The sequence below is a fragment of the Schlesneria sphaerica genome (genome assembly GCF_044336245.1).
Lineage (GTDB): Bacteria > Planctomycetota > Planctomycetia > Planctomycetales > Planctomycetaceae > Schlesneria > Schlesneria sphaerica.
On sequence record NZ_CP172346.1, the window covers coordinates 2303196 to 2327206 of the forward strand.

Annotated in this window: 18 protein-coding genes and 1 tRNA gene; 6 read left to right on the forward strand and 13 right to left on the reverse strand. The window is 55.5% G+C overall.

All coding sequences use genetic code 11. The features are described from left to right. Nucleotides 1-46 precede the first annotated feature (46 nt). The 9 genes from ACGY09_RS08465 to ACGY09_RS08505 form a co-directional block, all read right to left on the reverse strand. Complete coding sequence (locus tag ACGY09_RS08465; RefSeq protein ID WP_397571205.1) at nt 47-1387, reverse strand: Gfo/Idh/MocA family protein; 1341 nt, start codon at nt 1385-1387, stop codon at nt 47-49. A gap of 35 nt (nt 1388-1422) precedes the next feature. Continuing rightward, the gene (ychF, locus tag ACGY09_RS08470; RefSeq protein WP_397571206.1) at nt 1423-2511 is read right to left on the reverse strand and encodes a redox-regulated ATPase YchF; all 1089 of its coding nucleotides are present in this window, start codon (nt 2509-2511) and stop codon (nt 1423-1425) included. Between the two features lie 287 nt (nt 2512-2798). Further along, a tRNA-Met gene (locus ACGY09_RS08475) sits at nt 2799-2872 on the reverse strand. A gap of 193 nt (nt 2873-3065) precedes the next feature. Beyond that, nucleotides 3066-3770, reverse strand: a complete 705-nt coding sequence (locus ACGY09_RS08480; RefSeq protein ID WP_373650718.1) for a 16S rRNA (uracil(1498)-N(3))-methyltransferase — start codon at nt 3768-3770, stop codon at nt 3066-3068. 3 nt (nt 3771-3773) lie between these two features. Further along, a complete protein-coding gene (locus tag ACGY09_RS08485; protein ID WP_373650717.1) occupies nt 3774-5060 on the reverse strand; it encodes a glucose-1-phosphate adenylyltransferase in 1287 nt (428 codons plus the stop codon). 195 nt (nt 5061-5255) lie between these two features. Then, nucleotides 5256-6191, reverse strand: coding sequence for a carbohydrate kinase (locus ACGY09_RS08490; RefSeq protein ID WP_397571207.1), 936 nt, complete (start codon nt 6189-6191; stop codon nt 5256-5258). A 132-nt stretch (nt 6192-6323) separates the two neighbouring features. Next, nucleotides 6324-7334, reverse strand: a complete 1011-nt coding sequence (locus tag ACGY09_RS08495) for a hypothetical protein (protein ID WP_397571208.1) — start codon at nt 7332-7334, stop codon at nt 6324-6326. Nucleotides 7335-7404: 70 nt separating this feature from the next. Then, complete coding sequence (locus tag ACGY09_RS08500) at nt 7405-8880, reverse strand: neutral/alkaline non-lysosomal ceramidase N-terminal domain-containing protein (protein ID WP_397571209.1); 1476 nt, start codon at nt 8878-8880, stop codon at nt 7405-7407. 393 nt (nt 8881-9273) lie between these two features. After that, nucleotides 9274-10026, reverse strand: coding sequence for a hypothetical protein (locus tag ACGY09_RS08505; RefSeq protein ID WP_397571210.1), 753 nt, complete (start codon nt 10024-10026; stop codon nt 9274-9276). 500 nt (nt 10027-10526) lie between these two features. Here ACGY09_RS08505 and ACGY09_RS08510 point away from each other — a divergent pair, with 500 nt between their 5' ends. The 4 genes from ACGY09_RS08510 to ACGY09_RS08525 all read left to right on the forward strand — a co-directional run bounded on the left by ACGY09_RS08510 (nt 10527) and on the right by ACGY09_RS08525 (nt 15180). Beyond that, the gene (locus ACGY09_RS08510; protein ID WP_397571211.1) at nt 10527-11843 is read left to right on the forward strand and encodes a hypothetical protein; all 1317 of its coding nucleotides are present in this window, start codon (nt 10527-10529) and stop codon (nt 11841-11843) included. A gap of 98 nt (nt 11844-11941) precedes the next feature. After that, nucleotides 11942-12799: a sugar phosphate isomerase/epimerase family protein gene (locus tag ACGY09_RS08515; protein ID WP_397571212.1), complete on the forward strand. Its 858-nt coding sequence runs from the start codon at nt 11942-11944 to the stop codon at nt 12797-12799. Beyond that, nucleotides 12796-13986, forward strand: coding sequence for a 3-dehydroquinate synthase (gene aroB, locus ACGY09_RS08520; protein WP_397571213.1), 1191 nt, complete (start codon nt 12796-12798; stop codon nt 13984-13986). The genes ACGY09_RS08515 and aroB overlap by 4 nt, the downstream gene beginning before the upstream one ends. A 339-nt stretch (nt 13987-14325) precedes the next feature. Next, a complete protein-coding gene (locus tag ACGY09_RS08525) occupies nt 14326-15180 on the forward strand; it encodes a hypothetical protein (protein ID WP_397571214.1) in 855 nt (284 codons plus the stop codon). Between the two features lie 34 nt (nt 15181-15214). On the opposite strand, the gene ACGY09_RS08530 is transcribed toward ACGY09_RS08525, so the two are convergent. Further along, complete coding sequence (locus ACGY09_RS08530; RefSeq protein ID WP_397571215.1) at nt 15215-16657, reverse strand: hypothetical protein; 1443 nt, start codon at nt 16655-16657, stop codon at nt 15215-15217. 437 nt (nt 16658-17094) lie between these two features. On the opposite strand from ACGY09_RS08530, the gene ACGY09_RS08535 reads away from it, so the two are divergent. Beyond that, a complete protein-coding gene (locus ACGY09_RS08535) occupies nt 17095-17685 on the forward strand; it encodes a lactate utilization protein C (protein WP_397571216.1) in 591 nt (196 codons plus the stop codon). A gap of 31 nt (nt 17686-17716) precedes the next feature. Continuing rightward, the gene (locus ACGY09_RS08540; RefSeq protein ID WP_397571217.1) at nt 17717-19129 is read left to right on the forward strand and encodes an APC family permease; all 1413 of its coding nucleotides are present in this window, start codon (nt 17717-17719) and stop codon (nt 19127-19129) included. Nucleotides 19130-19231: 102 nt separating this feature from the next. Here the strand turns inward: ACGY09_RS08540 and ACGY09_RS08545 are convergent, their stop codons facing one another. The 3 genes from ACGY09_RS08545 to ACGY09_RS08555 form a co-directional block, all read right to left on the reverse strand. Beyond that, nucleotides 19232-20680: a DUF1501 domain-containing protein gene (locus tag ACGY09_RS08545; RefSeq protein WP_397571218.1), complete on the reverse strand. Its 1449-nt coding sequence runs from the start codon at nt 20678-20680 to the stop codon at nt 19232-19234. 26 nt (nt 20681-20706) lie between these two features. After that, on the reverse strand, nt 20707-22134 hold the full coding sequence (locus ACGY09_RS08550; protein WP_397571219.1) for a DUF1501 domain-containing protein: 1428 nt from the start codon (nt 22132-22134) through the stop codon (nt 20707-20709). A 122-nt stretch (nt 22135-22256) separates the two neighbouring features. Next, nucleotides 22257-23831: a hypothetical protein gene (locus tag ACGY09_RS08555; RefSeq protein WP_397571220.1), complete on the reverse strand. Its 1575-nt coding sequence runs from the start codon at nt 23829-23831 to the stop codon at nt 22257-22259. Between the last annotated feature and the right edge of the window lie 180 nt (nt 23832-24011).

Consider the following 24011-nt stretch of genomic DNA (forward strand, 5'->3'; position numbering starts at 1 on the left):
ACAACCTGGTCGAAGGCCAATAGGGAGACAATAGAGAGAAGAGAGCTCAACTGAGCCCTTTAACTTCCCACCCCTTACGAGGAGGTTTACGCAGTCGAATGGCAGCTTCAGGTCTATTTTTAAACTGCAGGCTGGCAGCGTCCCACTCAAGGGTTTCCTGAGGAAAGAAAGTCGCGACACCGCCCAGCAGGACACTCTCGGTCAGTGGGCCCGCGTAGCCAAAGTGGGCCGATGTTTTTCCCTTACCTCGCACGGCATCAATGAACTGATGCCAATGATTGATGTCCTCCAGCTTTGGCCGGGCATAGTCCTTGTAGGTCTCTTCCGGCAGGAGAATTGGCATTTCGACGTGGGGTAACAGCAACGCCCCTTTTTCACCAATGAACAGTGAGCCTTGCTCGGGCAAGGGTCGTTTTTTCAACCATCGCGAGGTGATCTCGTCCCCGGGTCGCTCGTCCCCGTCATACCAGGTGATGGGAACCACCGGTCCGGTGGTGTGCTTCGTCTGAGGAAACGTGAGATGCACCACCGCATTATTGGCCCAGTTATGGGCATTGGGCGCAGGTCCCGTCGACTTCAGCGTCAATGGAGCAGTCAGTTCGAGAGCCTTGAACACAGGATCGAAAATATGGCATCCCATATCCCCGAATGTTCCCGTACCAAAATCGAGTCGACGGCGCCAGCTACCCGGATGGTAGTAACCTCCACCGATGAAGGGGCGCGTTTCACAGACCCCCTGCCATTGGTCCCAGTTCAGACTGTCGGGCACCGGATCGCTGCGATCGGGTCGCTCGGTATCGTCGCCCCATTTTTTACTACTCCAGGAATGAACGCTGGTGACCTTCCCGATCGCTCCTTCCTGAATCAACTGCACCGCCGATCGATAGGCAGGATGCGAGTGAATCTGAATCCCCATCTGGGTCACCAGATTTTTCTTTCCCGCGTATTCTGCCAATCGTCTTGAATCGTAAACGTCATGCGTCAGCGGCTTCTGACCGTAAACATGCAGTCCCCGCTCCATTGACGCCATCGCCATCGAAGCATGCATGTGGTCAGGGGTCGAAACATTCACGGAATCCAGCTTTCCCTCTTCCACGTCCAGCATCTGCCGCCAGTCCTGGTAGACGCGCAATTCAGGAAAGGTCTGCTTCAGCTTCTCGGCACGTTGCAGGTCAACTTCAGCAACACAGGTCAGCTTCACCTGAGGATGTGTGATGATGGCAGAAAGGTCGGCGAACGCCATTCCCGACGCACCAAAGCTGGCATGACGGACGACGTCATTCGGCGAAGCGGCTCGCACATTCCGGATGAATACCGGAGCTGCGAATGCGCCGAGGGCAGCCTGTTTCAGAAACGAGCGTCGACTTGACTGATGATCGCGAGACATCGACCGACCTTTCGAATGAGAATCCGCAGTTCAGCTCAGTTGAAAAGGAAATGACAAATATCACCATCCTGCATCACATAGCTTTTGCCTTCCACCCGCAATTTGCCAGCGGATCGGATTTCTTTTTCGGACTTGTAGGTTTCCAGATCAGCCAGGGTATAGACCTCGGCCCGAATGAAGCCTTTCTCGAAATCAGTATGGATCACCCCCGCAGCCTGAGGGGCCGTCGCCCCAATGGGAATTGTCCAGGCCCGTACTTCGATCTCGCCCGCCGTGAAGTAGCTCTGCAAACCGAGAACTCGATAGGCCTCACGGGCCAGGGCGGCCAATGCGGGTTCCGACAAACCGGCTCCTTCAAGCATTTCTTTCCGATCGGCCTCGTCGAGTTCCGCGATTTCCGCTTCGAGCTTCGCACAGACGGGGACGACAGAAGCACCGACCTTATTCGCAAAGTCACGAACCTCCTGGACAAGCTTTCCTTTGCCTTCCAAGTCGTTTTCGTCGACGTTCGCAACGTACAGAATCGGTTTCGCTGTCATCAAACCGTAACTGGAGACCACCTTGGCTTCATTCTCGTCGAATTCCATTTTCCGCAGCGGCTGGTCTGTGGTCAGATGCGACAGACATTTCTTGATCACCTCGACCCGCAGCTTCGCGTCCTTGTCGCCGCTTCGAGCGGTTCGCTCAGCCTTCGCCAGCGAATTTTCCAAGGTCTGGATATCTGCCAGCATCAGTTCAATCTCAATCGTTTCGATATCGGCGACGGGATTCACCGTACCGGAAACGTGAATGACATCGGGATCGTCGAAGCAGCGAACGACCTGGAGAATGGCGTCGACTTCACGGATATGCGTCAGGAACTTATTGCCCAACCCCTGCCCTTCGCTGGCCCCTTTCACAATCCCCGCGATATCGACCAGCTTCAGCGCGGCAGGGACCAGCTTTTTAGGCACGATGTACTGACTGATCCGCCGCAACCGGTCATCGGGAACGCTGACGATTCCTTCGTTCGGCTCAATCGTACAAAACGGATAGTTTGCACTCTGAGCCGCCTTCGACATGGTGAGTGCATTGAACAAAGTACTTTTGCCCACATTGGGGAGCCCGACGATTCCAGCTTCCATGATACCGCGACGACCTTTGCGAGATTTTTTTGATAGAGCCGGTGGAATCTCGTTGCGGACAGGTGCCCATGCAAACGAATCTCACCGCGACGATTGATATCAAACCGCTTGATCAATGTCACGCGGGTTGCACGAGAGCACGCGGAGCGAACGACCGCTCAACGCATCGAAACAGACTTGCCTCGAAATGGCAAGATGTCAGAAGTTATCGATTACAGCGTCCCATCCTCATTTGCAGATGAGTGTCCAGGAGCTGATTGCACAAAACAGGTCAGAAAAATCGAAAGTAGCGAGGGCGGGACTTGAACCCGCGACCCCAGGCTTATGAAGCCTGTGCTCTAACCAGCTGAGCTACCTCGCCATCATCGATGCCCTGAGAGGACACTCGAGTGAACCGTTGGTTCAGATCGGAAGTTTAGCAATTTCGTGTGGGCGGACAAGCGTCGGTCCAAGGTTCCGTTTGATTTGATCCGTTCTCGCCACTGCAGAGTCCATTTATGCCAGCACAAACCCCACGCCGTCATCCGCACATCCGCGATTCAAACACGGAAATGTCAAAGCAGAAAGCGTGCAGCCAGCGCAAGGGCCGCCGTCTCGATCCTCAGAATCTGCCCACCGAGATGAATCGTCCCCGCCCCGCGAGAGAGGGCCAGTGCGACTTCTTCTTCCGAGAATCCCCCTTCAGGCCCGATCGCGAAAATGATGGGGTTTGTGTCGCTCGCACATTTCCGAAGCAACTCCTCGACCGACCCTCCTTGAGGATGGGCCACGAACAGGTGGGAGCCCGGTTCGGTCACCTCAATAAACTTGCTCCAGGGAGTGACGGCCGCGATTTCCATCAGATGGTTCCGGCACGACTGCTTACAGGCGGCAATAACTGTCTGACGGAGCTTATCCAGTTTGCTCTCGCGTGGGTCCACGACGCTCCGCGTGGTCGTGATGGGAATGATGCGAGTCACGCCCAGTTCTGTGGCCTTCTCGATCAGCCAGTCAAATCGGTCTCCCTTGGGAACAGCCGTCGCAAGAACCAGCTCTCTCGATGCCGTCGGTGTCCGTCGCGTCTCCAGAACATCGAGCGTGACATCCCGCTTGCGGAGCTGCACGACACGGCAGGTCGCAACCAGCCCCCGCCCGTCGAACAGCTCAGCCGAATCACCCACCTGAGTCCTCAAGACGTGGATCATGTGGTGGGCTTCACTGTCCGCAAGGCAGACGGAACCAGTCTCAGGAAGTTGAGGTGAATAGAACCGATGAGTCATTGTTTAGAGCTGCCACCGGTCGGGCAGGATGGTCCCTTTGGGAATGACGATGACGCCATCCTGAATAACGACCGCGGGATTTTCGGGAACCTTCAATACGTCGCCGCCCCGCACATGGACTCCGTCGCCAATACGACAATTTTTGTCCACGATGACTCCATCCAGCAGACAGCCATCCCCGACACCAATACTGGGAATCCCTGCATTCGCATCGGCCTGGATCTCTTCTTCACTCTGATAGTCGTCCGAACCCATCAGGATCGAATTTGCAATGGTGACGTTTTTGCCAATCTTGCATCTCAGCCCGATGACGCTGTTTTCAATCGTGGAACCTTCGCCAATGACGCAACCATCCGCAATCAGACTCCGTTTAACATGCACGCCGTCGCAGCGACTGGGAGGGAGGAACCGGGCATGGGTGTAAATCGGCCGCTCCTGGTCCTCGAGCTTGAATGGCGCATTCGGCAACGTCAGATCGAGATTCGCCTCGTAGAACGAGCGAATCGTTCCGATGTCTTCCCAATAACCATCGAAGAGATGGGCATGCACTTGATGAGTGCGGATCGACATGGGAAAGACCTCTTTGCCGAAGTCCTGGTAGTCCGACTTCGAAAGCAGATCCACCAGAGTCTTCAGATTGAAGAGGTAGATCCCCATGCTGGCCAGGCAATCGCGACCATGACTTTTCACACCCCGCGCATCAATCCAGGCAGGATCGGTTCGAACGAGATTGTCGATCTCTTCATCCGACTTCGGCTTCTCAAGAAACCCTTTAACCCGCCCCTCGTCGTCCACGCGCATGATACCGAAGCCACGCGCTGCCTCGCGCGTGACTGGCAACGCCGCGATCGATACGTGGGCCCCTGCTTCCTTATGAGCTTCCAGCATCTTGGCGAAGTCCATGCGGTAGAGCTGGTCGCCAGAGAGGATCAGAACGTAGTCATAGCCTGCTTGATCGAAATGACGAAGATTCTTGCGAACTGCGTCCGCCGTACCTTCGTACCAGTTATTTCCTTCCATCGTTTGCTGAGCGGCCAGAATCTCAACAAACCCTCCGTCAAACTGATCGAAACTGTACGTCTGGCGAATGTGGGCATGCAGACTCACCGAGTTGAATTGAGTCAGCAGAAAGATGCGGTTAATCCCGCTGTTGATGCAGTTCGAAATCGGGATGTCGATCAGACGATACTTTCCCGCCAGTGGGACGGCCGGCTTCGATCGAACTTCCGTCAGTGGGAAGAGGCGGCTCCCTTTTCCCCCGCCGAGAATGACAGCCAGCACATTTTTCATCGTAAAGTCCTCGAAAACAGGGGCGTTTCAATGCTTGCACCCACCGCCTGGATACCTTCAATTTCGCCCAGCAGGGGTACCAAAAGCGTCGAATCAGGCGAGGGAGTGGGCGTTACACAATAGCGAGTGCAACTTGGAAACGGGAGCAATCGGGCTCAGAAACAAACCGGCCTTTTCCCGCCGTCGACCGACCGTCTAGGGAGACACTCTTGTGTCACGGAAAGACCAGTCAAGACTGGACTTAAGCCCAGCAAGCTCTTCCGTCAGGATTGGCATGGCGCCGACTCGACTGGCGACAAGGGCGCCAAACTGGTTGGCTAACGTCAGTGACGCTTCCAGAGACCACTTCTGCAGATGGCCATAGATAATCGCCGCAGTAAAGGCATCACCCGCACCGACCGTGTCGGCGACCTCAACGGGAATTCCCGGTAGTTCGATAACCTCGTCACACGTCACGGCCAGACAGCCCCGACTCCCCCGGGTGACACAGACCAGCCGGAGTCCAGGATGATCGTCGAGGAGACTTTTTGCGAAGCGAACTTCGTCGTCGGAACCGAACTCAAACAATTTGGCGAGGACTTTGACTTCGTCATCGTTCAGTTTGACGATATCCGACTGGGCAATGGACTTGAGAATCCAGTCCTTTGCAAAGAAGGGGGGACGAAGGTTCACGTCGTACACGATCAGGCAATCATCGGAAGTGAGCCGCAAACAATGATGAATCGTACTGCGAGAGACCGGCCTTCTCTGCCCCAATGTCCCGAAGCAGATCGACTTGGCGGACTTGACTGCATCCAGCAACTCTTGCTCGGGTTCCAGGAAGTCCCAGGCAGAGTTTTCCAGAAACGTGTACCCCGCATTATTCTTCGATGCAGGCCAGATGGTGACCGTACCTGTGTGATGCTTCGAGTCACGCTGGACAAGGTCAGTACTGAGCCCACGCGATCGAAGGAACTGACAAAGCTCATCACCCAGTTCCTCAACACCGACACGCGTGGCGACCGCCGCCGACAGTCCAAGCTGCTGGGCATGAAAGGCTACATTCGCGGGAGCACCACCGGGAAGACGGCCATGAGGAAAACAATCCCACAGAAGCTCGCCCAGTCCAATCATTTGCACAGTCTGATTCATTCGATTGCTTTCAATCCGATCGATGATGGACGGTCGGGCAAGACCTTCGACGGATTCAACGATATTCGGAAATGTGTTGTTGTATTTAAGGGAGAAAAAAACTTGCTCGTTAGGAGAAACACCAACGCTTCGCTACAGACCAGGGGTCGGCACCGGTGCAGGAGGTGGAGGAGCTGGAACAGTCTGGTTCACAGCCTGAATTACCTGGGGAACCTGTTTCAGGTCCCACCCGTTTTCGTCGGCTTCAAAAATGTATGTTCCCGCTGTCAATTGATATCGCATTGGCAGACTGCGATTCCCCCCCCGCAAAAATTCAATCGTCCAGACCCGGTCGTCCACGAACGTCTGATGATACCCCGGCTTGATCGTGTACGTTGTTCCGTTCAATACATACGAAAGTGCCCCCGTCGCTTCTTTCGGGAAGATCAACTTGATCTCGGCGGTCCCGCCCGTCCCCCGAGCGGCTGTCACTTTCGAATTGTTCAGAAACTTGTTCGACTTCTGCTCGATGATGACTGGAGGTTGAGAAGATTCAATGATCGTCGTAGCAGGGAAAATTGATGGACCTGACGAGATTACCGTCTGGTACGACGATCCAGGGGTGTAGACATACCCGTTTCCGCCGTGTGTGTATTCGATTACTCCACCACGAGTTGCATTATTCAAGACTGTTCTGGAAGGATAGACACCTCCCACGACAATCGTCCGAGGTGCCAGCAGAGTGTTTGTTGCAACGACCGGCCCGGGCCCTCCATAGCCTGCCGAATAGTAGCCCCCCGAGTAACCGCTGAGCCCGACGGAATACCCAATACTGTTGGAATACCCAAGTCCGCTGAAACCACCCGGATAGTATCCGCCCGAGGTGTAGCCGCCCCCATGATAGTGCCCGGGGACGGCAGTGAAAGTTGCCGGGCCGGCCATCGTCTGGCGTCCGTAGTCATCGGTGTAAGTACCGTACTGGTCGACGGACCGACCTTCGACGCCAACCGCCCGGCCATTGGAATCGAGCCCCATACTGCGAGGGTATTGCATCTCAGCAGGCGTACTGCCGACGTAGATCTGCTGGGCATTGGTCTGGCCCTGCGTCCATATCGCGCCGATTGCCACAGTGACACCCAGAAGCATCCATTGGTGAGTAGACATGGTCATGCCCCTTCAGCAGCGAGCTCGAAAGACTTTGTACCTGAGATTGTCATCCAGTCTCAGGGGTAAGTCAATTGGATGCCGATGCAGCCTCGCGCAGAAGTCGAAGTGCGGTCTCGACAAGCATTTCGCCGGAACCGGGCTTCGTTGCAGAGTTTGTCACTTCGTAACTCCCCCCGGCATAGGCGGGACGGTTGGGGATGTAGATCGTTTCGACACAGTTTGACAGCTCGATCACCAGAGTCGTTTTGAAGGGAGACCCCTGCTTGATGGCCATACCCAGTTCGACGAAGACCTCGCCGGGGAGACAGACAATTGCCACGTCCTGTCCCAGTGTAATGACGTTCACTTCCGCGGGAATCGTCTCGCCGATCCCCTTCAGCGAATGGCTCAGTCCCCACGTGATGTGATCAATCGCGTTGGCGTAGGGTTCACGATGGCGGAATTGATCGAGCATAATTTTCTTGTGCGCGGTGACGTGATCAAAAAAGTCCACCGTTTCCTTGCGGTAAGCCTTTTGCAGGATCTCGATCGCCCACTTCACTTCGTCTTCAGTCGCTTCCTGCAGAGGGAGTTGGACGACTTCCGACTTCGCGACGAGACCCGTCTTTGCCAACGGCTTGAGCTTCCCCAGTTCACGCTCAATAGATTCCGCGATGCTGGTTCCAATGTAGTCGGCCTTGTTTCGCTCTTTGCTGTTAGGATTGACGTGATTGATGTCTCCACAGCAACCCGTTCCGAAGATCGAAACCACTTCATTCCCAAGGGATTTCTTGAGTGCCTGATCAATAAAGTACGGGTAGTCTGCGCTCCATCGCATGCCGCCGACGGTATCGAGATGCAGTGCGAAATTGCTGAGAATCCCCCTCGCCACACCGGTCTCGTCGCGAACAGCCAGAAGTTCGATTCGGGGATCGATTGGGCCGGCGGCTCGGACAACGTCAGGATTATCATGACTCTGCCACGTCTTGACGCTGCCGTCGCGCATGACAAAGCGGCGGTTAAACGAAACAGGGATCAGCTGTGTCGCCGCCCCTGCTTCCAGAAGCGCAGGCTTCGCCGTCGCATGAGCCTTGCGAATGGCTTCCGCTGGGCCAGCAATCAGCTTCTCAATGAATTCTGCCCGCATCGGTGCCTGATTCTCTTTCCCGAGCTTCAGGTAAAGCTCCTTCATATAATCCGGCGCAGTATGCGAGTGCGTGGCCGTGATCACAATATTGGAAACCGGGATCCCCGTTTCTGTCGAGGCTCGCTTGCGAATCTCCTTCACCAGATCCGTAGCAATCCCAATCAGGTCGCAGACAACCAGCGCCGCCGAAGTATCGCCGTCCCGGAAAACAATTGCCTTCGCTTTCAGCGGGTCAATCACCCCTTCTGCCAGTCGTTCGTGGTAGTAGCCCGCCATAGGAAAACCGACAGGAGGGGTGATGTCCACCTCCGCGATTCCCACTCGCAATCCCTCGCCACCGAAAACCTCCGGGTGGGAGTACGTCACAAGACAAACAAGCAGCAACCCCACCGATCTGAACAAAGGAGCAAAGTTCATGACGATCCTTATCCAACCGAGTTCTTCTTGACGTTCCAGTGCGTTCTACATCACCCGCTCGATCGCACGGGTAATCTGCGCTGATCGTAGCGACATTCAGATCGAGATGCACCCGCCGTGGCTGTCCAATAATTGAAGAACTGGAGGAACCATTGCAGTCAGTAACCGCGCAAAGACGGACCTGCGACAACTCACTTAAATGACGTGCGGAAGGGATCGGTCAGATGCGCGCAGAGTTCTGGAGCACGCGGAGCGATCCGAGTTCAGTTCGCTCTGTGCTGACCTGAAGGAGGCGTCGTACGCCCCCCATGGACCGGTAGCGCGGACGTCACCTTTTCTCAGAACTCGGGCATTCAGAGTCGAATTGGAAGAATCGGCTCCATCCCAGAATCCTCAACTGTGGTCGACCGTTTCGCTTCCGGGAATGACAGCGGGGGTTGTGTCCGTCACGATCGAAATGTGAGAAAAGGCGCGTCGCAGTATGAACCGGTTCCACCAGCCCAGCTTTGTGCCACGGACATTGAGCCACTCAAGCGACGGTAAGCTTGGCAGCAGATTACGCAACGATCGAGCGTCCGCACCTGTGCCGCTCAGGTTAAGGCTGCGCAGCGCGTCGAACGACGAAAGATGATTCAGCCCCTGGCTGGTAATTCGGCTTCCCGCCAAATCAAGCTCGACGAGGAAATGAGCTTTATGGTCAGCGAGAAACTTCAGAAAGTTGTCGCCGTCGGCGACATGATGCAGCTTGATCCGTCGCAGTCGCTCGGCCAGATGAGCAAAGTCTTCTCCGCACGACTTTTCCATCCAGGGGATCCGCTCGACCTGAACTCGTCCGCCTCGCTTGATGACTTCAGCGACCACTTCCTCCTGCAAAAGATAAGGCTCTACGCGAGCGGCAATCCATTCACGGCGACTACCAGAGAAGGCGACAAATTCCAGCGCTTGATCGTAAGCGTCCTTCAGCCGATTGAAGTCAGCAGGATCTCCCCCTCGATCGGGATGGGTCAGTAATGCCTTGGCGCGATAAGCTGCCTTGACGTCCGCTGCTTCGTAAGGAGGCAATAGCCCCAGTACTTCCATGAACGCGGGACGTTCAGATCCGGTTTCCTGTAAAGCGACGTCGACTTTGTCCGTTTGTCTCTGCAACTGAATACCTTTCCCGACCGAGCAACCGCTTTTCAAAAGGCAGTTACACCCAAACTGAGTCCGACTTAATTATCTGGAGGAGCCCGCTCGATCGAAGGAACGACACGCTTTCAGCGTCGGTCAACGACCACCGCACAGAACGCAAACGCCACATGCCCTGAAGTGACATTTGCCAAATCCGGCCCTCACAAACAGTCGCAGCTTCGGGTGAAGCAGCAGCACCCTGACCGACGAGTTCTGTTTCTTCCTGTTGCCAAAGTATGGCTCGGTTCTAACGGCGTCAAACGACAATGGCGACGACCCTGCAGTTCACGTGCAAATTTGTGGGGTTTGGTTATGCCCTGCGGATTACCCTGATTCGGGCTTCATTCTGCAGGCAGAAATCCCCTGCTCCTTTTGTCAGGCACTCGTTGAACTCAGGTGGTTTGGGATCTACGCTGGAGACAAATTACCGGTGGCAGGATGCTTCGACCAACGTTTTTGCTTTCAGGAAACGGCCCATGGACCGAGATTCCTTTCATCGACTGTGCCTGGCATTTGCCATGGTCGTGTGTTCGGTCGTCCCGTCGTTCGGACAGAACCAGGAAAATGTGAACCCACCCCACCTCGTGGGAATGATCAGCCTGATCGCACGCGAGCCCGTCCTGCGTGAACTTCAAATTGAGCCAGACTCGGATGAACTTCTGCGAATTCGCCTGCTACTGAAGTCCTTTCCAGTCACCTTGAAACAGAGGATCAATTTTCCTGCCCAGGAAGATCGGCAACAGCCCAGAACGCCTCAGGAGGTATTTGCTGACGTCGAATCCGAGTACGTTGAGCAACTAAAGGTTCTGCTCACACCATCACAGTACGACCGGCTTCGACAGATTCACTGGCAACGCTGGGGCTTTCAGGCACTCCACGACGCCGAAGTGACTGAAGCCCTGGAGCTGACCGCAGAACAGATCGATGGGCTGAACTCGCTACACAACCTGTTCGAAACTCAGAAACGTGACCTCGAGAGTCAAAGGGATGCCTCGCAAAACCGAGGAGGTGACCTCAGCGACGTCCGGGCATCGCTGCGAAAGATCATGAAAGACCGTGATCGCGCCTACGATGACGTACTGACCGCCGACCAGCGGATTCGCTTTGCCGAGCTCAAAGGGCGGCCGTTCAAACTCTCCCGGCAGGAGACAGCGACGAGGCCTGAACCGCCTGTCATCGCGCAGTCACGCTTACGGGGAATCCTCTTCCTCATCGGTAAGGAACCGGTGGTAGTGGAACTGGGGATTGAAAATGATTTCCCCCTCGTCGCAAAACTGCGGGCACTCGCGAAAGAATACACGTCTCAACTGTATGAAGTGCGTCGAAAATCCAGAGGAGAAGAGCAAAACTGGCGGCAGGAACTGGAGTCTAAACTGTACGACAAGTATGTTGTCGACCTGAAAACGATGCTGACAGCAAACCAGTTCGAGCGATTACAACAGATCTACTGGCAGCAACTGGGAAATGAAGCACTCAACGAGAAGGAGGTTGCGTCAGCACTGGAAATCACGGCGGATCAGCAGCAATTGATTGCAGAACTGAACCAGGAACTGGTCAAAAAGGTCCGAATGCTGATAGGCCTTCCGGGTCGCAATACAGGAGCAGCAGATCTCGCAGACCGTTTGAAGCAGGAAATTCTGGCAACGAAACAGGAACTCGACGAACAGGTTCTCCAAGTGCTGACGGCACCCCAGCGAGATCTGTTCGAACAACTGAAGGGAAAGCCTTTCGATTTGGATCAACTGAAGTCACGACTCGTGAATGATCCCCCACAGGCTGTTCCCTCCAAATAAACTGAGGCAGTCCGCTGGAGCGGAGTGTCCCTTACTTACCGATTAATTCTGAGTGCAGCAGGTCTGAACCTGCGAGACACCCACCCACCGGAGAGGTTATGAAATACGCGATCTGTCAGGAATTGTTCGAGAATTGGGACTGGGCACGACAGTGTCGCTTCATCGCAGAAACGGGTTACACCGGTATCGAACTGGCCCCGTTTACCCTTGCTTCTCGAATCTCAGACGTCTCTTCCGAGCAGCGGCGAGAACTGAAGTCCGTCGCAGCAGATCACGGACTGACGATTTGCGGGCTGCACTGGCTGCTGGCAAAAACAGAAGGGTTTCACCTCACGACCAACGACCAGGCTGTCCGTAAAGCAACCACGGACTATCTGATCGAATTGGGGAAAGCCTGCGCCGATCTGGGGGGCGAAGTCATGGTATTCGGTTCGCCCCTCCAGCGCAACATTCAGCCGGGCGTTTCACGGGAGCAAGCGTACGACAATGCAGCCGAGGTTTTTCGTAACGCCCTGCCTGCATTCGCCGACCGGGGTGTCAAAATCGTGATGGAGCCACTCACGACAAAAGAAACCAACTTCGTCAATTCCTGTGCAGAGGCAGCGGAACTGATCAACCGAGTGGACCACCCCGGTATCGTGCTGCACCAGGATGTAAAAGCGATGTTGAGCGAATCCGTGTCGATTCCTGATCTGATCAAGCAGTACGCTTCTATCACGGGCCACTTCCACGTGAACGACGACAATCTGCTGGGACCGGGAATGGGCCGGACGGACTACCGTCCCATCATCCAGGCCCTGCTCGAAACGAACTACAGCGGATGGGTCAGTGTCGAGGTTTTCGACTACAAGCCTGGGGCCGAACTTATTGCCCGTGAAAGCATCAACTACCTCAAGCGGATTTATGACGAAGTGTCTGCCACGGGACGTTCAACGGGGAATGGAGGTCCAAAGTGATTCACGACGACGCTAGCCTGAAAGTGGATCTTGGGCCACGATCGTATGAAATCGCCATTGTCACCGATCAACTCAGCTCTTGCGGGAAATTGTTTGAGAACTGGTGGTACGTACGCGATGGCATGTCATCCGCTTTTTGCACTCAGCCTCCGCCACAGGGAAGTGTCTGGATCGCTGAGAAGCGTCCTGTGGAGCGTCCGTTCGCGTTTCTCGTGACGGACGAGAACCTGTTTAACTCGCACGGACGTGTCGTCAGTCAATCGCTTATCGAGGCTGGATGGCGATGTGAAACGGAAGTTCTCCCGGCGGGCGAGACATCCAAGTCGGCGGAAATGTTGACGCGTCTGCATGATCGACTGATCGCGCTGAACGCGGATCGCCGCACACTGATCGTCGCGGTCGGCGGCGGAGTGATTGGGGATCTTGCGGGATTCCTGGCTGCCACCTACATGCGAGGGCTTCCCTTCGTCCAGGTACCCACCACCCTGCTGTCTGCAGTCGACAGTTCAGTTGGTGGTAAGACCGGTATTAACCACACTCGCGCCAAGAACATGATTGGCGCGTTCTATCAGCCGATCGGAGTCCTGATCGACACGGCAACACTCGCCACACTCCCGGCACGTGAATATCGTGCGGGGCTGGCCGAAGTCGTGAAGTACGGTGTGATTCTGGACGCTGAATTTCTGACATATCTCGAACACCACATCGAAGCCATCAACAATCGAGATCCCCTCGTTCTTCGGCATATTATTGCCCGCAGCTGCCGACTGAAGGCAAGTGTGGTGGAACAGGACGAATTCGAGACCAGAGGACTGCGTGCCGCTCTTAACTACGGCCACACGTTTGGTCACGCTTTCGAGGCACTTGCTGGATACGGCGAACTGCTGCACGGTGAGGCGGTGGCAATCGGGATGATTCACGCCAGTCGCCTTGCCGAACAACGCGGTTTGATCGACGCCGCACTGACCGCGCGACAAATCAGTCTGCTGGAAGCTCTCCATCTTCCGACCGCACTTCCTGACACGCTGCGGCTGTCGGACGATGATGTGATCTCTCGGATGCGATTGGACAAAAAATCTGTCTCCGGAAGCTTGAGGTTCGTCCTGCCGATCCGGGCAGGCGCCGTCAAAACCTTCTCTGACGTCCCTGAATCGGACGTGCGAAATGTCCTCAACCACTCGCGGTAAAAGCCCGCAAGAAGTGAGTCTGGAGTGAAGATGTGGCTGCAGACTCCTGCGGCCACATTCCGTTCCAGATGGGATACCATCGCCGCTTGACCGGAATCCAAAGATCCATTCTGCATCTCTGTCTGGACCGAAGACGAGGGCGATCGATGTTGCTTCCGGTAAACATTGATCGCCCGATGTCGTATTGCGGCAGCGTTCTCATCAGCAAACAGCCCGGGCCTGATCAGGATTCACCGTTTGCTGTCACGTGCTGTTATTACAATCCAGTACAAAGTCGACGCATGAATTCACGGGGGTTTGGGGAATCTTCTCCAGTGGAATTCACCTCATGAATGAGGCATGCCGGGCATAAATCCCGTCATCAGCAGAGGTGGCATTCCGTTTGCAATTGCGAAGGAGAGTCCCGCCGTTGCTATTGATGAGGCCTGTATGCTGTCCGTGAATTCTGGAATCTCAACTCGCTCTGTTGCGGAACTAGCACTGCTTGTTTCGCGTCTCGGACAAGCCCATCGCCACTGTGATGAGCCTGTCTCGCCCGACGCGATCCGAATATTCTGGCAAAGCAACCGGCAACTCCAGCAACGCTGGACGGCGCTTCTCGCTAGGGGGCTAGAAGACCCGAAACGGAATCTCAGCCTGTTAGAGCGAATCGCCCCCCGACTGTTCGTCTGTGAGATGCTCGTCCGCACCTGGGCGACATGCCTTTCTGCACACCACAAAGTCACCAATTCCACCGACCTGACTCGCGTCTGTCGAAACATTGTCAGTGGTCTTTTCCAGTTGCGACTGGAAGTCTTGTCTCGGCTGGTCAGCCTCCCCGAGGAGTATGATATCCCGTTCCGAAACTTGGACAGACTGCGTCGTCAATGCGATCGGTCGACCGACCTGCTGGTATCGATAGTGGCATCTGACAGCGAATCATTCGAGTTTGCATTCGACCGGGAACGAGCGAGCGATTTTCATGAGAGCACTGGCTCCGCCGATGCTCAACTTGGCCACAACCCTATCGAAGATCTCGTCTCCGCGGGACTTCGCATGAACTTTATTCAGCAGCTCTCGGACACTCCGGTGGAAGAGCCTGAGTTCGCTGCGATGATGCAGTCCATCCTCGCCAACTTGCCGAATTTCGAGTCAACCCGGAATCAGCGGCTCTTGAAATCTCTCGAATGGAAGATCGCCACAAGTCTCTGCTGAAACGAGCTTCTACGAAAGGCGCGAAGTCGATCGATCAGGTGGTCCCGCTTCGGTAACAGACCACAGCGAAGACAGTGCAAACTCCAATTACGCCGTAAGCCAGCAGCCAATCGATATTATGGACAGAGTGCGCCTCGTCATCCGAGACCCGTGACTGTGATTCCTCGAGCCGCGTTTCAGTTTTTCGCGATCTCGCGGGAACTTCCACATTCTCGAATTGCGGCATCTCGACGTTTTCATCATCCAGGTCGCCGAGAGTCACAGCGCGCTGCTCGCGGTCGGAAAAGCGGGCCTCTCCCTCATTGAGCTGCTCAATGGCGGGCGCTTCCATCGGGGTCTCATTCTCCGTCTGGATTGACGTATTAATCGAGGGGATCGATTCATCGAGGACGGGTTCAATTGTAGGCGAAATTGAATCTCCAACGGGATCGACAAACTTGAGCGATACGCTGCGATTAGCCCTCACGATCGCTCCGGGTTGGACCGATTTGAGCCCGCGTTCGGGAAGTGTTTCTGCGGTATTCAGATCCAGCGGTAGACCCAGAGTTACCGCTTCGGAGGATGGCAGGATCCCATCCAGTTCAACTGCCGATGTTTTCTTCACGCGGCGAAACAGCGCCGTCCAATTACGGTTCTTGCGCGTCAGCTCTTTGAGCTCTTGCTCAGGCGAGTTGGGATCGATCTTTTTTTCCAGAGGGTCGACAGCGTCTTTTGAAGCCTTTCCGGACTCCGAACGCCCGAGTTCCGACTCAGGGAGATCTCCCACCGCTTCCATTTGACCTTCAATTCGCCTCACGACATCCGCGGGCCGGTCTTCATCGGGATGGAAATCCAACTGGTGCGAATCACTCAACTGCTGCGCCAAGTCCGCCATCTCGAGTGCCTGTTCGTGTTGTCCCATCGACAATAACGCTTTGGCACGGGCGATGAGTAAGTCCACCCGATTTCGCTGCTCCTTGATGGTCTCGCTCTGCTGAGGCAAAGCACGGGCCTGTTGCAAGTCATTGTTGAGCGCCGCATCCAGGCGTTCTAAAGGAGACCTTTTTCGATCCGACTTCAGCGACGCTTGTGCACTCTCTTCGGTCGTCGCTGGGGATTCGGGCGTTGTCGACGCCTCACCCGATGACCAGGAGTCTATCCGCGGCAACCAGGAAGTAACGCGAGAAAACTGCGATCGCGGAACGGCTTCACCTTCAACGGCCGATTGATTCGAATCGGAATCCGTCGGAACGTCATCATTGATAGCGACGTTGGCGGCAACCGTCGGCTCGGAACTCTTTCGCGATTCGGCGACTTGTTGTTCGGACAACCGAACTGGCCAGCGCACGGGAGGGACCCGTTGCCAAAACGATTTCATCGCGGGGCGAGCGTAAGTACAGCCACTTTGCCCCACCAGCATCAATAGCACCCCAGTCACCAGCAGGACCTGATGAGGGTAGCGTCCAGAAGCGGATTGATGTTTCAAAATGGCAGACAATGTGAGCGTCCCAACTCCGGCAAAGAACACGTCCTACCGTTTTCTATCGACCGGCCACACTTTGACGCTGAATCAAAAGGGATTTGGAAGGAGGACTTATCTGCGTCGATCGGCAGATTCTGCCGAATCGGGGCGGTTTCAGAACGAAATTTTCAGTATCCCCTGCGGCGTCGCGTTCAGTTCCCTCGCCACGTGAAAAAGCAGTGGTTACTGCCAAATAAAATTGGCCCGGAACACTGCACCGAAAGTCGGCTGCCCCCCTCTACGCTGCGGTCGCCAACCGGTGTACTTCACACAATCAGGCGGCAGACGTGCGTTGTGATTTCACCTTGTTTAGACTGTGTGCAAGTTTCGGGAGATCGGGCATGCCAGTTCGCATGCGATTACCCAGGATTCGCCCTGTTTGAACTACCCTCGATTGGAAATCGCAGATCGTTATGTCTTCACGCGATTCGATTCTTGCATCAGTTCGTCGACAACTTCCTCAATCGGCTCCGTTACCTCCCTTGGACGGGCCCTGGATTCGATACGAAGACCCCGTTGCACAGTTCGTTTCGGTACTCGAGTCGATCGGCGGCCGTGCTATCCGAGTCGCGTCTGAAGCAGACATCCGGGAACATCTGAATGCGCTTCCACAGTTCGCATCCGCATCCAAGACGCTGTCGCTTGTTACGACTGCTGTGACAGGTAACGTCGACCTTGATGCGATCGCTGACCCTCACCAGCTTTCTGACGTCGACTTCGCGATTTTGCCCGGAGGAGTCGCCGTCGCCGAAAACGCCGCCGTGTGGGTCAGTGACGAGGCCGTCAAACACAGGGTCATTTATTTTCTCTGCCAGCACCTTTCACTTGTGGTTCAGGCCAGCGCAATCGTAAACAACCTGTACGAGGCTTATGAGCGGCTTGACGTGACTGGTTCGCCTTATGGGGGGTTCATTGCCGGGCCCTCGAAGACCGCGGATATCGAACAGTCGCTGGTGATCGGAGCTCATGGATCCCGATCGATGACGATTTTCATCGTCGGATGATCCACAACGAAACCGTCGCAAAGGGAAACGATTGGCAGAGATCACTACGAACGAACGAGATGAATCCGGTCCCTTGTCACTGTGGGACGCAGTGAGTCTGGTGATCGGAATCGTCATCGGCAGCACGATCTACAAGACACCCGGAATCATCTGCAGTAATGTCCCCAGCCCCGCAGCCGCATTAACGCTGTGGGTGTTGTGCGGAGGACTCTCATTTGTTGGTGCCCTCTGCTACGCCGAACTTGCCACCACCTATTCCCGGTCGGGCGGCGAGTATAACTATCTGACGCGAGCTTTCGGACCCTGGGCTGGATTTCTGTTTGGATGGTCCCAACTGGCGATTATTCAAACTGGCAGTATTGGCGCTCTTTCTTACGTCTTTGCGGAATACGCAGTCGAAGTCTTTCACGCCCCACCGGCGAGCGTCGTGTGGTTTGCGCTCGGTTCCGTCGTCGGACTCACACTGATCAATATGCTGGGAGTCCACGCTGGGCGTCACACGCAAAAGGTGCTCGTCGCAGCGAAGCTGCTGGGTCTGGTCATGCTGATTGCCGTCGGACTTTCTTCAAATTCGGGTGCTGAAATGACAGCAACCAAACCGATTACCGGACCGGGGTGGTCACTGGCGATGATTCTGGTTCTTTACGCATATGGCGGCTGGAATGATGCCGCTTTCGTCACTGCAGAAGTTCGCAACCGATCACGAAATATTCCGCTCGCACTGCTTTACGGGTTAGGACTGATCACAACAGTCTACGTCCTCGTGAACATGGCGTACTTACAGGCGCTGGGGTTCGAAGGACTGCGAAATTCTCAAAAGCCTGCTGCAGATGCGCTCGCGGCAGCACTGGGAGCCAACGCGGGCCGTGCCATGAGTCTGCTGGTCATGATATCGGCGCTGGGTGGATTGAATGGATTGATTCTCGCTGTCTCACGCGTGCACGCGGTCGTTGGGGCCGATCATGCGTTGTTTTCACTCCTGGGACGCTGGTCGGCTCGCACAAACGCACCAGTCTGGTCACTTCTGGCGCAAGGCATCGTGACGGTCATCATGATCCTCGCCGTGGGGACTCATCAGGGGCGTTCAATAATCGATGCTGTTCTGACGAAACTTCACCTGCAACCCGTGCCGTGGGATTCGTACTATGGAGGATTCGATACGCTGTTTGCCGCATCAGCCCCGATCTTCTGGCTCTTCTTTCTCAGCACCGGAATAGCCTATTTCATTCTGAGACGGATTGACCGGGACAGGTCTCGCCCCTTTACTGCGCCGTTGTTTCCTCTATGCCCGTTACTGTTTTGTGCGACATGCGTATTTGGACTCTACTCCGCCGCCACTTATGCGGGACCACTGCTCTCCCTGATCGCAGTTCCGTTTCTTGCGGGGATTCCGCTCTATTTTCTCAGTTGCGGGCTCAGTTGGCTTACCAGACCGAAGGCCTAAGTTCGAAGACGCCGGACGGACGAAAGAGGAGCCCGCGTTCTCGCCAGGCTTCCGTTGATACCGTTCTGAGAATTTCGAGCCGGTACACATTGTCAGGCGACACTAATGGTAAAGCTCTGACACCGGACGTCCCGTTGCGAGCGGAATTGGCCGTCCGGTCGGATCGTTGTAGTGTCCGGCAGGGTCGATTCCCAGTGAGGAAAAAATGGTCGCGGCAACATCGCCGGGGGACACAGGGGACGATTCGGGATAGGCTCCGATTCGATCAGATGCCCCGATGACGTGCCCTTTACCCACTCCGGCCCCGGCCAGCATGATTGAGTAAACTGCGGCCCAGTGCTTGCGACCTGGCGAACTTCCTTTGAAATTGGGCTCCACCGCGACTCGGGGTGCTCGCCCAAACTCGCCCATGCAAACGACCAGAGTCGTGTCGAGTAATCCACGGGTTTGCAGATCCTCAAGCAAGGCTGAGACAGAAAAATCGAACCGGGGAAGCAGATGAGCTTTCATTGAGTCGAAAATGTCATTGTGCGTGTCCCAGCCATAAGCGTCAGTGACGCCGAATTCATTATCCTGACCTCGAATACTCTCGTTGAGGAACACCGTAATCAACGGCACTTCTGCCTCGACCAGACGCCGAGCCAGCAGGCAGGCCTGGCCCGACCGAAAACGACCGTAACGGTTTCGCACCGCTTCAGGCTCTTGTGTCAGATCAAATGCAAGCCGACATTTCGGGTTTGCCAGCAGCGTGTAGGCCTGGCGGTAAAGCTCGCTCATCGCTCTGGTCGAACGATGATTCTCCAGTTGATCGCGAGCCCGATCGATCGTGGCCAGCAGCGAGCTTCTGGCAGATTGCCGGATCGTTGGAAGCTTGGGAAGTGGTTCCAATCCGTTCAAAATCGCAGAGGGGGCCGTGACATCACCCACCATGAGCGGTTCGTAGGTCCGCCCGAGAAATCCACCATCCTGACCGGGGGAAGGAAGATCAGGAATCAGAACGGGCCCATTCAGATCAATGGCCGAATACGGGAATTGGGAAGTGGGACGAACTCGGTGAAGGATCGCCCCCAGGGAAGGAGCATCCTCAGGTCGGGGAGGAAAATTCGAAGACTTCTGCGGGTGAAACTGACCGGTCAACGACAGATAAATGGCGGAACCGTGGTCGAGGTCATCATGCGACATCGACCGGATGATTGTGTACTGATCCGCGAGTTGAGCCATTCGCGGCAAATATTCACAGAGTCGAACGCCGGAGACCGAGGTCGCTATGGAGGAAAACTCGCCTCGGATCTGCTCAGGTGCGTCCGGTTTGGGATCCCAGGTCTCAAGCTGACTCTGTCCTCCACTCGCATAGAGCACGACGACCGACTTGGCTCGCCCAAACCCGTCGGGGCGGGATAGTACACGGGCCGAGTCAGCGGAGAAAGCGGATTGCTGACTCAGTGACGATGCGACTCCGCATCCGAGCCCCGCAAGACCTCCGATTCGCAACCATTCACGCCGATCGATCCGCAGGCCCGCCCGATCATCGGCGACAAACCGAAGCGACATCAATTTGTCTCCTCATCAAAACTTGCTCAGCCGAAGACTTCATCGATGACTTCACCCTCGTTAACCGTCGGACGTTCCGGCCTCCCCTGTAGCCGATAGATCACCTCTGTGTGATCCAGTCCTAATGCTGCCAGAATTGTGGCGTGAAGACTATGCACGTGGACGGGACGTGAAACAGCGTGCATTCCGAAATCGTCCGTCGCTCCGATAATCTGTCCCCCTTTGACCCCTCCCCCTGCCAGCCACATTGTGAAGCCATAGGGGTTATGATCACGTCCATCCCCCTTTTCACTCATCGGCGTCCGCCCGAATTCTCCTCCCCACACGACCAGGGTTTCTTCGAGAAGTCCGCGCTGCTTGAGGTCTTGAAGAAGTGCGGCAATCGGTTGATCTGTCGCGCCGCAAAGTTCGGTATGGTTCTGCTCGATCTTCGCATGAGCGTCCCACCGACTGCCCGAACCCGAATAGACCTGAACGAAGCGGACGCCCCGTTCGATCAGCCGTCTTGCCAGTAGACAGTTCTTGCCGAAGGCTTGTGTCCGCTTCTGATTGAGTCCATAGGCCTCGTGGGTGGCTTGGGACTCTTCGGCGAGATTCACCGCTTCCGGGGCATGGGCCTGCATCTGAAAGGCAAGTTCATAGGAAGCAATGCGAGCCTCGAGCTCACTATCACCTGGGCGACGAGCCAGATGGTCTCTGTTGATCTGATTGATGTAATTGAGTTTCCGTCGTTGGCGAAGGTCGCTGATCTCTGCGGGAGAACTCAGATGCAGGATGGGGTGGTCGCCAGGCAGGAACTTGGTCCCCTGGTGCCCTGCGGACATAAATCCTGCTCCCCACACCCGGTTTCCTCCGGGGGGTTCTCGGTCGCCGTCCAGAAGCACAACATACCCCGGGAGATTGCGATTCTCGGAACCCAATCCATAGTGGACCCAGGCCCCCAGACTCGGACGCCCGCCGAAAATACTGCCGGTGTTCATCTGAGTCACGCCCCCCACGTGATTCAATGCGTCCGAAGTACAGGACCGAATCACGCAGATATCGTCCATCCATTCACCGACGCGGGGATACCAGTCAGAAACCGGCAGGCCGCTTTGTCCGCAATTTTTCCAGGTTCTTTTGGAGGCGAGCAGACCGTTCTCGGTGACCCCCATGGGAGTGATCACGCGTTTAATCGAAGGGGGCAGAGGCTTTCCCGCATACTCATTCACGAGGGGCTTCGGATCAAACGTATCGAGATGACTTGGCCCCCCGTCCATAAACAGGAAAATCACGTTCCGTGCGGTTCCTGCTTTGTGAGGCAAAAGGAGCGGTGATGCAGGGGCCCCGAGAAGGTTCTGTTCCTCCGCAAACATCCCGGCCAGCGCTATCGCACCAAAGCCTGCTCCCGCTCGACTTAATACGTCTCGTCGGGACAAGAGGTGCTGCCGATGCAGACTGTCGATTTGGGACATAGTCGATTCCGGTGGGCAACAGGAACAGCGAATCAGAATTCGGGTCGGTCAAATCCAACTGCATGATACCGCAGAGCCCACACGCTGCCAGCCAACTTTGACACCGGCAATGGTGTCCAGAGTCATTTCGTCCCGAGTTCCTGCAATCGTGCTGCAATCATCATCTGAAAGACGAAGCAAATCAGCCCGATCAGCACCCAGACGGTCATCGTCGCTGGAAGCTTACCCCAGAAATCGTTCGTGACTTGTTGACTGAAAATGAACACCACTTGCCAGATTGGGCAACAGAAGGAAATCGGTCCCATCAGGAAAAAGGCGAGAGGTAGCGACCCCCATTTCACGAAGAGGCTCAGCAGCGCGACGAGATGCAGAAAAACCAGGACTATCATGATAACCCCCCAGAAGGCGGGCTCGGCCAGCAAGTTCCCCAAATCGCGAGGCTGAAAGTCAGGCAACAGGAGCGTTGCGGCGACGAGACAAATTGCGGCCGGAGCCAATCCGATGATGCACCCCGCCACTTTTGAGTAGGCAATGTAGGGGATGGATCGTGGCAACATCAGCAACGATGACATTGTCTGCAGGCGAATCTCGTCATGGAACACGCGCGATGCCAAGATGCTCGCTTCAAGAATCAGTGCGCCAAGCATGATCGAGAAGTACACTGAAGGAAATTCTGCCAAACTCAGTCCCAGCCAGTTTCCCGGAGACTGCGAAATGGCTGCGATCAGAATCAGTAAGCCCACATATGCCATGAACTTCACAATCAGGTGCGAAGTCCCGCCGCCGATAAAATGAAAATCCTTCCAACTGAGTGGATTTATCCAGGCACGCCCGGCACTGAGAAACCGGACTCGCGATGTCGATTTGAGTACGGCACCTCGTGAGTCACCGCCCGCATCCGCGTTCTGCACACAGGGCCCAAACAATAGCCAGGCCAGGCCGAAGAAGAAAATGCCCGCAACGACGTTCGAGATGACCTGCTTTGTGAGAATCGGCTGATCAAAACCTGTCTGCAGGACGGAATTGATCTCAAAAAACACGCTCGAACTCTGCAGCCATTCGAGCGTCGTGAGGATCGCCGATTTCCACCATTCCGACTTCGTCCAGCCACTCGCGAGCAGGTCCCGTAGTCCCAAGGATGCAATTCCTGGCACGACGGCATAGAGAATCATCAACAACGTGGTCGCTCCGGCTGCACTGCCCCCGCGTTTGAAGCAGACCGAGCAGACCAAAGCCACATTCGCGAGGAGAACCGTGTACGCCATCATGTCCACGTACGCGGCAAAAAGCTGGTGCGTCGTGACACCCCCCAGCGTGACCGCCAGCAACATAAATGGAAACTGCACGACCAGCAGCAGCAGGACCTGAATCAGTCGGCTGGTCGATTTGCCGAGCAGAATACCGATATGGTTCAATCCAGCCATTTGCAGCAAACCGATGGTCTCTTCTTCCTTTTCTTCTGTGATTGCAGACGAGAAGAAGCCAATTCCTGCGCAGGTGATAAAGAACAAGTTCAGCCAGGCAATATTTTCAAAGAACCTTAGTCCGGGTGCCCCCAGAACAAAGCTCTGAATTCCGGCGATCAACAGGGACAGATAAATAAAGCCAACAAATGCGAGTCGGAACAGATGATTTCGAAACTGCCGCGCATCCTGCCTTAAAGCTCGAGTCAGCAGCGCCACTACGCCATAGTACATAGAACGACTCGGCTAAAATGGATGATCCGGTTCAACACGATGGGACGAATTCAGGAGTCGGCAGGTCAAATTGGCATGAGCGGGGTTTCACGCTGGATCCACGATGACGAAGGAACGGCTTAAGCCATGATCGCTCCTGGACGCAGAGTTGGGAATCGAGCAGTACCGCAACAGTGAGAC

Excerpts from the sequence above, each read along its gene's own strand:
- ACGY09_RS08465 (WP_397571205.1), bottom strand. The coding sequence starts at position 1,387 with ATGTCTCGCGATCATCAGTCAAGTCGACGCTCGTTTCTGAAACAGGCT.
- ychF (WP_397571206.1), bottom strand. The coding sequence starts at position 2,511 with ATGGAAGCTGGAATCGTCGGGCTCCCCAATGTGGGCAAAAGTACTTTG.
- ACGY09_RS08480 (WP_373650718.1), bottom strand. The coding sequence starts at position 3,770 with ATGACTCATCGGTTCTATTCACCTCAACTTCCTGAGACTGGTTCCGTC.
- ACGY09_RS08485 (WP_373650717.1), bottom strand. The coding sequence starts at position 5,060 with ATGAAAAATGTGCTGGCTGTCATTCTCGGCGGGGGAAAAGGGAGCCGC.
- ACGY09_RS08490 (WP_397571207.1), bottom strand. The coding sequence starts at position 6,191 with ATGAATCAGACTGTGCAAATGATTGGACTGGGCGAGCTTCTGTGGGAT.
- ACGY09_RS08495 (WP_397571208.1), bottom strand. The coding sequence starts at position 7,334 with ATGTCTACTCACCAATGGATGCTTCTGGGTGTCACTGTGGCAATCGGC.
- ACGY09_RS08500 (WP_397571209.1), bottom strand. The coding sequence starts at position 8,880 with ATGAACTTTGCTCCTTTGTTCAGATCGGTGGGGTTGCTGCTTGTTTGT.
- ACGY09_RS08510 (WP_397571211.1), top strand. The coding sequence starts at position 10,527 with ATGGACCGAGATTCCTTTCATCGACTGTGCCTGGCATTTGCCATGGTC.
- ACGY09_RS08515 (WP_397571212.1), top strand. The coding sequence starts at position 11,942 with ATGAAATACGCGATCTGTCAGGAATTGTTCGAGAATTGGGACTGGGCA.
- ACGY09_RS08525 (WP_397571214.1), top strand. The coding sequence starts at position 14,326 with ATGCCGGGCATAAATCCCGTCATCAGCAGAGGTGGCATTCCGTTTGCA.
- ACGY09_RS08535 (WP_397571216.1), top strand. The coding sequence starts at position 17,095 with ATGTCTTCACGCGATTCGATTCTTGCATCAGTTCGTCGACAACTTCCT.
- ACGY09_RS08545 (WP_397571218.1), bottom strand. The coding sequence starts at position 20,680 with ATGTCGCTTCGGTTTGTCGCCGATGATCGGGCGGGCCTGCGGATCGAT.
- ACGY09_RS08550 (WP_397571219.1), bottom strand. The coding sequence starts at position 22,134 with ATGTCCCAAATCGACAGTCTGCATCGGCAGCACCTCTTGTCCCGACGA.
- ACGY09_RS08555 (WP_397571220.1), bottom strand. The coding sequence starts at position 23,831 with ATGTACTATGGCGTAGTGGCGCTGCTGACTCGAGCTTTAAGGCAGGAT.